Source organism: Bacillus sp. PK6-16, from assembly GCF_056530295.1.
In genome coordinates this window covers 1,199,245-1,211,569 of the sequence record NZ_CP096511.1, presented here as the reverse complement: position 1 = coordinate 1,211,569, position 12,325 = coordinate 1,199,245, and the positions used below count along the sequence as shown (strand labels likewise).

Here is a 12,325-nt window from a genome sequence, read left to right as displayed (position 1 = left end):
AAACATATGACTAAAATTCAACTTGATTTTTTTCTTTTACTTTTTACATTTCGGTAAAACAAAGCAGCACTCAGCGGCATAACACCAAACCACTTATTCATAAATGGCTCTTTTTCAGCACGGCGTTGTTCTTTCTTTTGTTTTCGATCTTCTTTTGGAGCATCCATATACGACACAAACTGCTGCGTCACAAAGCGAACATAATCATTAGTAGACATATTATCATCACCTCTACTTGATTAGTATGTCCACTTTTTTACACATTAATCTTTTCCTTTAATTCATTCATAATTTGCTTTACAGACTTATTTGTCGTATCGATATGAATGTGAGCCTCTTCATAATAAGCTCGGCGTGATTCAAATTTCTTTACAAATGCATCTATATCTTTCTTTTGAAATAGTGGACGTGTCGTATCTTCACGAAGCCTTTCTGCAATTACATGCGGATCGCAATATAAATACACGACAGTTCCGTTCTCTTTCATCCACTTGCGATTTTCCGCTCGTTCAATAATTCCCCCACCAGTTGTAATAATGACATTATGGACTGGTAGCGCACGTAACATTTCACTTTCATATTCCCGAAAAGCCATTTCGCCTTCTTCAGCAAAAATATCACGAATTGCCTTCTCCTGCTTCTCTTCAATTTTTTGGTCTGTATCGATAACATCCATATGAAGTTCTTTACTTAACGCTTTTCCAATTGTTGTTTTCCCTGCTCCCATGTAGCCGGTTATGTATATAGATTTCATTTTCTGTCCTCTCAATCGTCATTTATTAATTGTTATTATAACGAAAGATGCTACTTTGTTTAATAAAAAAACGTTTTGTTCTTATACTATGAAGAACAAAACGTAACACTCGCTTTTACTTATAAGTACCTCTTCTCACCCACTGCGTTGCAATCCATTTCTCACCTTTCGTTACAGGTGCTCCTCCGTGTAACGTAAGCTCATTTAGTGATTGATCTTGATAAAAATACTCAAAGTATACTGCCATTCCCTTTCTAGGGTGTACAGAAAGATTTAATTTCGGGAAGTATGTTTCCCCGCCTTCTTCTACATCATTTAAGTACATTACAAGCGTACTAATACGATTGTTAGCAGCTGATCTACTATGTTCCGCAAAATAATCATAGTGGGCTTTATATTGTTGATCCACTTCATAATTTAAAATGTGTAATCCTTCACCATGCGACGCAGGAACATTCATGATAGATGAAATTCGTTTTTCAATCTTTGAAGTAAGTTCATTGTCTTCCAAAAATGCACCGCTACTTGTTCGAATATCATTTACATCACGTGATGAACCAATTTTAGAACGCTCCATTTTATTTTTAGACATTTCAATCAATTCACCACACTCTTCATCACTTAGTACATTTGCTAATACGACAATAAGAGGTTCTTCGAATTTTGAAATAATGTGTATTTCTCTATCTTCTGTCATAATCGTATTTCCTTTATGATCAAAAATAGTTTGTTCCTTATTTTCACCTATTTGATTGTTGTTTGTCATTTCCCTATTCTCCCTAAAAATAATGATTGGATAGCATGAATATATCATATTCTTTCTACCTTTCTCTTTTTTGAGAAAATTTAAACTTTTAATCATTATATTTATCCATTTCTTCTAAAAAATCAATTCAATTTACAATAGAAAATCCTGGTTTATCTCCATATATTTCACATATTATCCTTCTATCCAATCCACTATTTTTCCATCCTTTTTTCTATACCGAAAACTCACCGTATAGAAAGCTTCCTGTTTGAGTGTGCACTGCAACGTAACGAGAATTAAATCATTTTCAAAGACATAATTTCCACTCGCTTCTCCCTTTTCATACTGAAAGAAAAATGTACCTTCTTTTTCTTTTTGCTGTAAATCTTTTTTTATATCTGTAATAGATCGGTTAAGTAATTCATCCAATAAAAACTTTTGTTCTATTTCTATATAAAAATTTTTATCTGTAAACAACATATTTGTTTCGTATATAAAAAAAGAAGTTAATAAAATAAGAAAGATAATAGTTCCAGGCATTGTAAATCCATTTTGCTTTCTCATACGTTTATTCCTATTTCGCTATATCGCATAACTACACCTTCATATATTTTCCCACTAGTATCTTTTACATTTATAATGAGTACATGAGGTGTTAGTTTGTAAGAAACTGTTCCAATATTTTGTAAAACAACTTCCCTCCCGCGCCTATTTACCTTTCTTATAAGACGACTATTCTCTTTTTCATACGATACTTCACTCCCATTACGCGATCGGAATCGTAAAATACTTTCTCCATTTTCAAATGCTAGCTGTTCTCCAGATGATACTTCACGAAACTCCAATTGCATTTGCCCTAAATACACATCCCACTCCCAATCATTTAATCCTTTTGACTGTTTATTTCCCATTTCAATGAAATGTAGGCGGGGAAGGAGCAAAAAAAATATTGATAATAGAAACAGACATACAATCATTTCTATTAATGAAAAGCCAAATTCTAATTTATTTTTTCTCCTACATAAAAGCATTGTTCCATCATTCTGTCTTTCACATCTCTCCACATGGTACAAACTTCATTGCCTCCCCAATATGTGTAATACACAATTCCATTTATATTCTTTTCTATTATTCGCTTTTCTTCATTTCCATACATATATATAGCTGCTTCTTTTTTTAATAATCCAGATGCCTTATAACGAATTTGTATATTTTTTCTTTCTTGCATAACTAATACTGTTTGCGGTAGTAGTAAAGATACAGCCATCATTAAAACACTTAACGATACAATCATTTCAGCCATTATAGATCCTTTTTGACATTTCACGATACGTAAATCTCCCTCTTCCAAGCTGAAATACAATTTCATATTTATAATTTCTATACGAAATTATAATCGTACCACCTCTATTAATATTTCCACTTGGATTATATGTCATCGGATTTGGAAACGTATGCAAATCAATTTGTATATCTTCTTCATACTCTCGCTTGACGATATAATACTTTGTACCTGACTCTTTTATAGCATACATATTTCTATCTTTATGCCAACGTAATGTATAGTGCTTTTGACGGTTTATCGCTAATTGCTGCATATACAAAATATCATTTGAAAACTGCCTCAAAAATTGTTCAACTTTTTGTCGCTCGTATAAGGAATGCACGCTAAAATACGTAACTATACTTAATACAGAAATAGCAAATAAAACGAGTAACATTTCTAAAAAAGTAAACCCCTGTTGTTTCACAATGCCCTAATTGATACTGCGCCATCATCTGAAATATGAATAGATTCGCCATTCGGGCACTTATCAGTTGTAATATATTTTTCATCTGTCAGTTCTTTTAACGATGGAATTTTATTATGTTGTAATTGATATACTTGTATTTGCGCTTCTATAGCTTTCACGTAAGCTGCACACCCTTTTCCTTGGACCGATGAGCGCTGTGTAACTACATTCGGAATAATTAATAGTAATAATATAGTTATGACAACCATCACTAATAGCATCTCTAACAGAGTAAATCCTTCCTCATTCTGCATACAAATGCCCCCTAAATAGAATTCATCATTTGAAACATCGGCATAATCATCGCTAAATACATAAGGACAACGATTCCTCCAATACATGTAAATAAAATAGGCTGAATGATAACTAACATATGTTTAATTTTCCGTTCCATCTTTTCCATAATAAGATCGCTATAGTCACCTAATTCAATCCCTAAATTGCCGTTTGCTTGTCCATGCGTAATAACATAAGAAAGTTCTTTCTCGTAATACCCACTTTTAGCAATGATAGATTGTAACTGTTCTCCTCCAATTAATTGTCTTTCAATCCGGCTCGCTTCATATTTAAAGAACGGATGATATCTTTGCTCCATCATTATTGTTAAAGCTTCACATACTGATAGTCCACCATTTAATAAACCACTCAACTGAGTAGCAAAATAATGTGAATGCTTTAAAATAAGAAATGTTTTGATGAGGGGAATACGAAGCATAATTTTTACCTGTCTAATATGTGGAAGTTTCCTAAAATACAACATGTATAAAATACCTCCAATAATAACAGTTAAAATAGCGACTAAAATAATGTAAGGTAGCAGTTTTATTGCACTTAAAATTTTTTCTGTAAGTAGTGGTGTATTAGAACCGAACGAACTATAAACCATTTCAACCTGAGGTAATAAAATGAGTTTAAAAATAAAGAGCATGATTAGTAGAAAAAACATCAAGAACATAGGATACTGCATTATTTTCATCATGTCTCTCCTATACTTATCTTTCTTATAAAGAAGTGCACTTCCTTGTTGCAAAGCAAAAGAAATATCACCATGTTGCTCGGCATAAAATAAATAACTTAACATGTCCTGATGAAACTTTAACTGATGAAAAGAATCGTGTAGACTTTTCCCATCTTTTAACTCCTCAATCATGCGCTGCAATTGTACTTTCTTTTCTACAGGTAATTGAAACTGTAAAAATTCTAATGCTTGTAAAAGAGAGTAGCCTTTTTCTAATAATTCTCCTAAACGTTTCAACAATACTACTTGATCACTTAAACTCCAAGTTTTCTTAAACATAAACATCTTCTTCTAAAAAACCTAAAGCATATCCTTTTCGTATTGATGATTCTAAAGTCTCATGTTTGTAAGTAACACATTCTCCATCAGCTTCTTTAAGCGCTTGTTTTAACTCATATCCATATAGTAGCTCATAAATGCTAGCCTGCCTTACTTGCCTCATTGATTTACATAAAGTTGAGCACTTTCCTCTGCAAAACGGACACTTCAATTCGACAAGTCGCTGTGCAGCTACAGCCAATAAAGACTGTTCAATCTCTTGCCTCGTTATACCATAATCTATGAAACGAATGATTGCTCCTTTCGCATCATTCGTATGCAGCGTTGTCATTACTAAATGTCCTGTCAAACTTGCTCTTATAGCTATTTTTGCTGTTTCTTCATCACGGATTTCACCTACTAAAATAATATCTGGATCATGACGTAAAATAGCCTTTAATCCTGTTTCATATGTGAGACCCGCTTTTTCATTTATTTGAATTTGTAATACATCGTCACTTCTTTTTTCAACCGGATCTTCAAGTGTAATGATGCGACGTGTTTTCTTTTTTCTAATTACCTCTAATAATGCATACATTGTCGTCGTCTTCCCAGATCCAGTCGGTCCAGTAAACACAAGTAGCCCCTGTGAATAGCGTAAAAACGAGAGTAGTTTTGCTGCCGTACTTGGAAATAACGAAAGATGTGATAAGGGCTGAACAGATGCTTGTAAATGAAGACGAATAACAAGACTTTCTTGATATACTGTTGGAAGTGTGGAAAGGCGTAAATACACTTCTTGTCCATCAATTTGCAAATACAACGAACCATTCTGTGGCTTCCGTTTCTCGCCTATGTCCATAGATGCTAAAAATTTGAAATGTGAGACAAGTTTTTCTCCAAACTCCTTTTCAATACACTGTCTCGTCATTAAATCTTTTCCTATACGTAGTTGCACCGCTACATCCTTCTGCCGGGGCACAATATGTAAATCTGACGCTTGTACCCTACACGCTTCTTTTAAAATTGCATTCGCAAAAATTTCAATCCCATTCATCACTTTTCCCTCCTCACTATGTATATAGCATGAAAACATGCGCAATAAAAATTTGGACTTTTGTATTTTCAATAGAGGAAAAAGGAAAAATATGTTTGTGAAATTATGAACAATTTCCGAATTATTGTCTGAAATTACCTATACTCATGTTTATCTGTATTATAATGTTATTATCTTGGATAAAGTGATAAAGGTGGAGATCCTCATGGAACAAGCTTTAAAAATTACAGGTGTATTATCTGACCCAACTCGTTATTACATTTATAAATATATTTCGCAAAAACATAGTTACGTAACGGTACAAGAAATTGCAGATGAGTTTGACATTCATCCAAACGTAGCGCGTTTACATTTATCTAAACTAGAAGATGTTCATATGCTAAAATCGGAAACGAAGAAAACTGGAAAAGGCGGACGACCGAGCAGATTGTATGTCTTATCTGAAGATGTTATCCAATTACAATTTCCATTCCGTGATTATCAATTGTTAGCAAGAATCGCATTTAATTCTTTACTTAGCCTTGGCGCTGCTGGTGAAAAAGCGCTATACGAAACAGGAAAACAATTCGGAGCTGAATTAATGCAACAACATATGCAACGTTTAAATGTGAGTGAAGATGCTTTAACAGTGGAACAAAAAGTTCAAATTGCAAAAGAAGCTTTCTCAACAGCTGGCTTATCACCTGCATTTGAATTAAGTGCAGATGGAACAAAAATTTTCTATGATGTACACAATTGTCCATTTAAAGAAGTTGCTGTTCATCATCCAACTGAAATTTGTAACATGCACGGAGATATGATGAAAGGAATTTTTGAAATCCTATTCCCTAACATGGAATTAACTCGAAATGATAGTCTATTAGATGGATGTAAATCTTGTAATTATAAACTAACAATTTAATTTTTCATATAAAAAGAAGCCAATAATAATTGGCTTCTTTTTATATGAACGAATATTTACAATAGTAAGAAAAATAAACTATAATGAGGTGAGGTTTACTTTTTTTAGAAAAGGAGGGAGATCGCATGGAGCGCATGTTTCGCGTTCTCGGCTTTTGGACTGGAATTTTCTCGGTCATGTTTTACGTAGGGGATATGCAACCGGCCGCACTACTATTTTTAGGACAAACAGGTTTCTTCGTACTTTTAAGCTATTTAAAATTAACAGAGCGTATGTATATATACGTATTTGGGGCATATTTAACTGTTTTCTTCATAGGATTTACATACTACACGACATTCTTACTTGTGCCTGGGGCCGGACATTAAAAGATGGCATTTTGCCATCTTTTTTTTAATTCCGGAATTTCCTAGTTGACTTATAGGTTTTATTACCTTATATTCTATATAACAGATTGGAATTAGGGGGAATCAACATGAATACACTGCTTGTCGGAATTAACGTTGCAGTCATGCTCATCTTAGTTGGCGTATTATATTATATGCAACGTAAGCATGTATCTTTTAATAAACGTGTATTTACCGCTTTAGGAGTCGGAATTTTATTCGGTCTTATATTACAATTTATTTATGAGCCAACTTCTAAAGTAATTATTGAATCAAATACTTGGTTTGGCTTAATCGGTAACGGTTATGTAAAATTACTTCAAATGATCGTTATGCCACTTATTTTAGTATCTATTATTTCAGCATTTACAAAATTACAGTTAACGAAAAATCTTGGTAAAATTAGTGGCCTTATTATCGGTATTTTAATTCTTACTACAGGAATCGCTGCAGCTGTCGGTATCGCTGCAAGTGCAGGATTTGATGTATCTGCAACAGGCCTACAACAAGGTGATGCAGAATCTGCTCGTCTGAAACTAGTTGAAGAAAGATTTACTTCTATTGAAAAGACAACAATTCCAGATAAATTATTAGAGCTATTGCCTACAAATCCGTTTCTTGATTTAACAGGCGCTCGTCCAACATCAACAATTTCTGTCGTAATATTTGCAGCCTTTATCGGCATTGCCTTTATAGGTGTAAAACGAAAATACCCAGAACAAGCAGAGCTATTTAAGAAAATGCTTGATGCTGTATATGCAATCGTAATGCGTATGGTAACATTAATTTTACGCCTTACTCCATACGGCGTATTAGCTCTTATGGCAAAAACAGTTGCTGGTAGCGATATAAATGCTATTTTAAAACTTGGTAACTTCGTGTTAGCCTCTTACGTAGCACTTATCGTAATGTTTATCATTCACTTATTATTAATTGCATTGTCTGGTTTAAATCCAATTCAATATTTGAAAAAAGTGTTCCCTGTACTAACTTTTGCATTCACATCTCGCTCTAGTGCTGGTGCGATGCCATTAAATATTGAAGCGCAAAAAGAAAAGCTTGGTATTTCCGAAGGAATTGCAAACTTCGCAGCTTCATTTGGGGTATCTATCGGACAAAACGGTTGCGCAGGTATTTATCCAGCAATGCTTGCAATGATGGTCGCTCCAACTGTAGGAATTGATCCATTACAACCACAATTTATTTTAACTTTAATCGCTGTTGTTGCTATTAGCTCATTCGGTGTTGCTGGAGTTGGTGGCGGCGCAACATTCGCAGCTTTAATCGTACTATCTACAATGAACTTACCAATCGGTATTGTTGCTCTAGTTATCTCGGTTGAGCCATTAATCGATATGGGGCGTACAGCTCTTAACGTAAGTGGCTCTATGACAGCAGGTCTTATTTCAAGTAAATGGCTTGGTGAATTAGATCTAGATACGTACAATCAAGATGATACAAAAACTGGTGAAATTGCTTCATAATGAAAAAAAGACGCTAACATACAATTGTTAGCGTCTTTTTTATTCCGTTCCCTCTTTATAGATTTTATCTTGAGAATTATCACTCTAAGTATTCTTCTAGTTGCTCTTTTAACTCTTCCTCAATCTCATAACAAGATTCATCAGCGAGTTCCCCTACTTTCTTACTCCCCAAAATGTTTGATTGAATTGGCATTCCTAAAAAGATTCTTTCGCATTTATAAATTGGAATATTATGAAATTCAATCAGCTCTTTTTCTTCATCTAATATAGCTATAGCAACTGATGAATAATAACCCACCTCAAAGGGATTCTCTTTTTCCCTTGCAAATCCCATATCTAATTCCATTTGGTTTTCTATGTATAAACGTGAATACTCTTTATGCAGTTTAAGTGATATTCGCTCTATTTCCTTCTCCATACATTGAATGTTCTCTTTTAACTCCAACGTAAACTCCTGTTCTTTATATTTCATTTTCGCCTCCTTAAACATAGAAAAAGAGAATACAATAACATATCCTCTTTCCTCAAATATATTTCATTATCTCACAGCCCGTCCTTTTCACAAATAACCATTTTGTTCGCACCATTTATGAAATTGTCCTACGTCTACTCCAACTAACACGATATCCTTTAGCTCTACATCAATGACTTGTTCTCCAATTACAATAGCAAACTGCGATGCTAATTTTGTCTCGTTTTTCTTTACAATTCCAATTCGGTTCCGATGCGGTCCATCTTTTATATATGCTTTTTGTCCTACAATATCAAAGTTCAAAATTCTCACCTCTTTTACTGCGCTCAAATTGGAAATACGATCTCCACCTCGGAAAATTTCCTTTCATTGCACTATTTCTCTATATATATGACGAAACAATAAAAGAGTCCTTCCTTCTTTACAATTATTTTTTCTTTGTTTCATTTTTGTGATTGAAACGTAAAGTTTATAATAAAATACACTTGGAAGCGCTTTCTATGTAATTTTTTATGTTATAATATATAAGTAGAACTTCGTAAAGAGGGTTAAAAAATGAATACAAAAATGATTAAAAAAGTAATTGAAGCATTAAAAGTATATGGCTTTCAGGATGTATCATTCTGTGACAAAACGAGGCAATTTTTATTTCATAACGAAACCGATATTATGAGCGGCTATGCAGAAATAACATATAGTAGTCAATTTGAAAAATTCAACGTACAAATTCATCCAATTGAAACGCATCACCAAGCAGAGTTACAAGAGATTGAAAGACATATACAAGCTTGTATAAGAAAAGTGGAATATTTAAATGCACTTCTTACCGGGCAGACAAAACTAGATGATAAAATTATTATTATGTAAAAAAGAACGTGATCCAATCACGTTCTTTTTTCATTATACGTTCATCTTTTCCTTTAGTTGTAATCCTGTAACAGATTCTAATACATCCATCGATTCTCCAAATGTCATATCAAAAATTGTCTTGTCCTCTATGTATGGAAACTGTCTGAAACGCTTTTCTAACACCTTCACAGCATCTGATGTAAAGTTTGCACTATCAATGTCAAATTCTGTTTCAAGAAGAACGATCCAATCTAACACATGAAAACCTAATCCATTGACGAATGAAATCAATTTTTCTTCTGGGTTTGAAGATAAGAATACTTGGCGTTCCATCTCACTAAAAAGTTCTTCTCCTAAGATTTCAGCTAACTCATCATCATGTTCACGTTCAACAAGTTCTTCGTAGCCGTAATCATCCACAAGCTCTTCTACTTCTTCACTATCCTGACAAAGCAATTGACTAAGAAGTGCCTCTTTCTTAAATTCACTATTTTGTACGACTTCTAAAAAGCTCGTTTCCCATCCATTTTCTAATTTCATATTATGTACTCCTTTATATACGTTTCTTATCATCACTGTACCCAAAAGATCACTTTTATAACCTTTTAGGTAGTTACTATTATTTCACATGATTCATAACATAAGATGCAAACTCAGCTACATCTCCTTCAAAAATATTTATTTCTGGCAAGTGATAGAACGTTGTTTGGAGCGGGTTTCCTGCATGATATACATATATCGTTTTCTCTAGTGCAATCGCCATTCCAAACTCTGTATGGCTCCCGTTTCCGCCATCTAATATAAGTAAAAATACATCCGCTTCTTTTACAGCATTTTGTTCTGCCTGACCAATTTCTCTTAATTGTTCTTCATTCGCTGCTCTTTCATTTTTGGTCCAATCATATGTATGGTGCCATCCTGCATGTTTCAGTTCATTTGCTACGGAACGTACAAGATGTTTATTTTGGAAACCTGAGGCGATATAAAAATTCATTTATATACACTCCTTCATTATGTATGGGGAAACTCCTTTTTAGCGTTATTTGTTATAGCTACAATAAAGAACAACTTCAAAAAAAATCCCCATCTTTAAAACTTATTTGCGTTTAAATGATGGGATGCTTCATGGTCTTCTTTTATTTTTTGTTTTTTATAACTTTCATCAGCTAACATTTCTAGTTCAGCTGTTATCTCTGACTTTTCAAGCTCTCTTTCTTGCGAAAATTTCCTTGAAATATAAACAATAACACTACCAACGTACAACACAAAGCATATAATAAGTGCAGTATTTTCATAGAGACTTAGCTCCAACACAGTCACTCCTAATCCATTCGTATTTTCACGCCTCATTAATTGGAATTTCCCTATTAACCCATTTGTTATCCCGCTATTTGAGGGCAGTAAGACTCCCTCCTCAAAATTCAGTAACAGTAAAGAAGTTAGATGTGGGATGCACCCAACTGATTAAAGTTTCACTTTATTGTAACATAAAAATATCAATTCTTGGAATCTTTCACCCTACTAAAAGAGGCATGATTGTTTCATCATGCCTCTGAAATATTTTGAATGATTGTTTTAATTGCTTCTTTTCCATTATATTTTTTTAGTGCTGTTTTATACTTCTCATTATTTTGACTTAATTCTTCGACATACTTTATAAGAGATTTTACATTTACATCTTCTTCATATAATACGGAGGCATATCCTTGTCTTTCAAAGGACTCTGCATTTAATATTTGATCTCCACGGCTTGCAAATTTCGATAATGGAATTAAAACCATCGGCTTTTGTAATGTTAAAAATTCAAAAATTGCGTTGGAGCCCGCGCGTGAAATAACAAAATCTGTTACCGCTAATATATCTGGCAGTTCTCCATGTACATATTCAAATTGTCTATATCCTTCTTTATTTTGTAAACTTTCATTAAGGTTACCTTTTCCGCAAAGGTGAACAATTTGATATTTTTTCAGAAGTTCTGGTAACGCGGATCGAACCGTTTCATTAATTTTTTTTGCGCCCAAACTTCCTCCCATGATTGTAATAACTGGCTTTTTACGTGAAAAGCCTAAAAATGCTAAACCTTTTTCACGATTTCCCTTTAGTACTTCTTCACGTACAGGAGATCCTGTATAAATTACTTTTTCTTTCGGTAAATGTTTCGCAGCTTCTTCAAATGTAACAAATATTTTCGAAGCAAAACGAAGCGCAATTTTGTTTGCTAGTCCTGGCGTCATATCAGATTCATGTAATAAAACTGGTACTCTATTTAGCCATCCGCCAATTACGACTGGTACAGATACGAAACCGCCTTTTGAAAAAATCACATCTGGTTTTAGTTTTCGAATTCTTACATACGCATCCATAACCCCCTTCATTACAAGAAAAGGATCTTTTATATTTTTTAAATCAAAATAACGACGTAGCTTTCCACTCGAAATACTATAGTAGGGAATGCCTTCCTTTTCTATAATCGTTTTCTCAATACCTTGGTGAGAACCAATATAAGAGATATCCCAGTTGTCTTCCTGTAAATATGGGATAATGGCTAAATTAGGTGTTACATGTCCTGCCGAACCGCCACCTGTAAAGACTATTTTCTTCATAC

Annotated in this window: 20 protein-coding genes; 4 read left to right on the top strand and 16 right to left on the bottom strand. The window is 33.7% G+C overall.

The window, feature by feature from the left end; translation table 11 throughout:
* Positions 1-17: 17 nt before the first annotated feature.
* The 10 genes from M1D66_RS06260 to comGA all read right to left on the bottom strand — a co-directional run bounded on the left by M1D66_RS06260 (position 18) and on the right by comGA (position 5,628).
* Positions 18-218: a YqzE family protein gene (locus M1D66_RS06260; protein ID WP_000106083.1), complete on the bottom strand. Its 201-nt coding sequence runs from the start codon at positions 216-218 to the stop codon at positions 18-20.
* Positions 219-256: 38 nt separating this feature from the next.
* A complete protein-coding gene (gene aroK / locus M1D66_RS06255; RefSeq protein ID WP_000836624.1) occupies positions 257-754 on the bottom strand; it encodes a shikimate kinase AroK in 498 nt (165 codons plus the stop codon).
* A gap of 115 nt (positions 755-869) precedes the next feature.
* Complete coding sequence (locus M1D66_RS06250) at positions 870-1,520, bottom strand: 2OG-Fe(II) oxygenase (RefSeq protein ID WP_113303575.1); 651 nt, start codon at positions 1,518-1,520, stop codon at positions 870-872.
* 174 nt (positions 1,521-1,694) lie between these two features.
* On the bottom strand, positions 1,695-2,066 hold the full coding sequence (gene comGG, locus M1D66_RS06245; RefSeq protein WP_001231318.1) for a competence type IV pilus minor pilin ComGG: 372 nt from the start codon (positions 2,064-2,066) through the stop codon (positions 1,695-1,697).
* Entirely contained in the window at positions 2,063-2,533 is a 471-nt protein-coding gene (gene comGF / locus M1D66_RS06240) for a competence type IV pilus minor pilin ComGF (protein ID WP_033692316.1), read from the bottom strand. Before comGF ends, comGG begins: the two co-directional genes overlap by 4 nt.
* On the bottom strand, positions 2,503-2,805 hold the full coding sequence (locus M1D66_RS06235; RefSeq protein ID WP_000829464.1) for a hypothetical protein: 303 nt from the start codon (positions 2,803-2,805) through the stop codon (positions 2,503-2,505). The genes comGF and M1D66_RS06235 overlap by 31 nt, the downstream gene beginning before the upstream one ends.
* The gene (gene comGD / locus M1D66_RS06230) at positions 2,798-3,253 is read right to left on the bottom strand and encodes a competence type IV pilus minor pilin ComGD (protein ID WP_086386139.1); all 456 of its coding nucleotides are present in this window, start codon (positions 3,251-3,253) and stop codon (positions 2,798-2,800) included. Before comGD ends, M1D66_RS06235 begins: the two co-directional genes overlap by 8 nt.
* Complete coding sequence (comGC, locus tag M1D66_RS06225) at positions 3,250-3,549, bottom strand: competence type IV pilus major pilin ComGC (RefSeq protein WP_001178684.1); 300 nt, start codon at positions 3,547-3,549, stop codon at positions 3,250-3,252. Before comGC ends, comGD begins: the two co-directional genes overlap by 4 nt.
* Before the next feature lie 11 nt (positions 3,550-3,560).
* Positions 3,561-4,598, bottom strand: coding sequence for a competence type IV pilus assembly protein ComGB (comGB, locus tag M1D66_RS06220; RefSeq protein WP_065222862.1), 1,038 nt, complete (start codon positions 4,596-4,598; stop codon positions 3,561-3,563).
* Positions 4,585-5,628, bottom strand: a complete 1,044-nt coding sequence (comGA, locus tag M1D66_RS06215) for a competence type IV pilus ATPase ComGA (RefSeq protein ID WP_070180498.1) — start codon at positions 5,626-5,628, stop codon at positions 4,585-4,587. Before comGA ends, comGB begins: the two co-directional genes overlap by 14 nt.
* 205 nt (positions 5,629-5,833) lie before the next feature.
* Here comGA and M1D66_RS06210 point away from each other — a divergent pair, with 205 nt between their 5' ends.
* The 3 genes from M1D66_RS06210 (at position 5,834) to M1D66_RS06200 (ending at position 8,399) form a co-directional block, all read left to right on the top strand.
* On the top strand, positions 5,834-6,529 hold the full coding sequence (locus M1D66_RS06210; RefSeq protein ID WP_000434125.1) for a helix-turn-helix transcriptional regulator: 696 nt from the start codon (positions 5,834-5,836) through the stop codon (positions 6,527-6,529).
* A gap of 125 nt (positions 6,530-6,654) precedes the next feature.
* Complete coding sequence (locus tag M1D66_RS06205) at positions 6,655-6,897, top strand: DUF2626 domain-containing protein (RefSeq protein WP_000440716.1); 243 nt, start codon at positions 6,655-6,657, stop codon at positions 6,895-6,897.
* A 107-nt stretch (positions 6,898-7,004) separates the two neighbouring features.
* Positions 7,005-8,399, top strand: a complete 1,395-nt coding sequence (locus M1D66_RS06200; RefSeq protein ID WP_086386137.1) for an L-cystine transporter — start codon at positions 7,005-7,007, stop codon at positions 8,397-8,399.
* 79 nt (positions 8,400-8,478) lie between these two features.
* Here M1D66_RS06200 and M1D66_RS06195 read toward each other — a convergent pair whose 3' ends face one another.
* Together M1D66_RS06195 and M1D66_RS06190 are read right to left on the bottom strand one after the other, a co-directional pair.
* Positions 8,479-8,871 carry a hypothetical protein gene (locus M1D66_RS06195; protein WP_242555053.1) on the bottom strand — a complete coding sequence of 131 codons (393 nt, stop codon included), beginning with the start codon at positions 8,869-8,871 and terminating at the stop codon, positions 8,479-8,481.
* 87 nt (positions 8,872-8,958) lie between these two features.
* Entirely contained in the window at positions 8,959-9,174 is a 216-nt protein-coding gene (locus tag M1D66_RS06190) for a DUF3912 family protein (protein WP_001008327.1), read from the bottom strand.
* Between the two features lie 252 nt (positions 9,175-9,426).
* Between M1D66_RS06190 and M1D66_RS06185 the strand changes: the two genes are divergently transcribed.
* A complete protein-coding gene (locus M1D66_RS06185) occupies positions 9,427-9,738 on the top strand; it encodes a hypothetical protein (RefSeq protein ID WP_001093239.1) in 312 nt (103 codons plus the stop codon).
* Between the two features lie 33 nt (positions 9,739-9,771).
* Here the strand turns inward: M1D66_RS06185 and M1D66_RS06180 are convergent, their stop codons facing one another.
* The 4 genes from M1D66_RS06180 to murG all read right to left on the bottom strand — a co-directional run bounded on the left by M1D66_RS06180 (position 9,772) and on the right by murG (position 12,323).
* On the bottom strand, positions 9,772-10,260 hold the full coding sequence (locus M1D66_RS06180; RefSeq protein ID WP_149215127.1) for a hypothetical protein: 489 nt from the start codon (positions 10,258-10,260) through the stop codon (positions 9,772-9,774).
* A 79-nt stretch (positions 10,261-10,339) separates the two neighbouring features.
* Complete coding sequence (locus M1D66_RS06175) at positions 10,340-10,714, bottom strand: nucleoside 2-deoxyribosyltransferase (RefSeq protein WP_001012345.1); 375 nt, start codon at positions 10,712-10,714, stop codon at positions 10,340-10,342.
* 95 nt (positions 10,715-10,809) lie between these two features.
* Positions 10,810-11,070: a DUF3966 domain-containing protein gene (locus M1D66_RS06170; protein WP_001250699.1), complete on the bottom strand. Its 261-nt coding sequence runs from the start codon at positions 11,068-11,070 to the stop codon at positions 10,810-10,812.
* Between the two features lie 194 nt (positions 11,071-11,264).
* A complete protein-coding gene (gene murG / locus M1D66_RS06165; protein WP_065222858.1) occupies positions 11,265-12,323 on the bottom strand; it encodes an undecaprenyldiphospho-muramoylpentapeptide beta-N-acetylglucosaminyltransferase in 1,059 nt (352 codons plus the stop codon).
* Positions 12,324-12,325 lie beyond the last annotated feature (2 nt).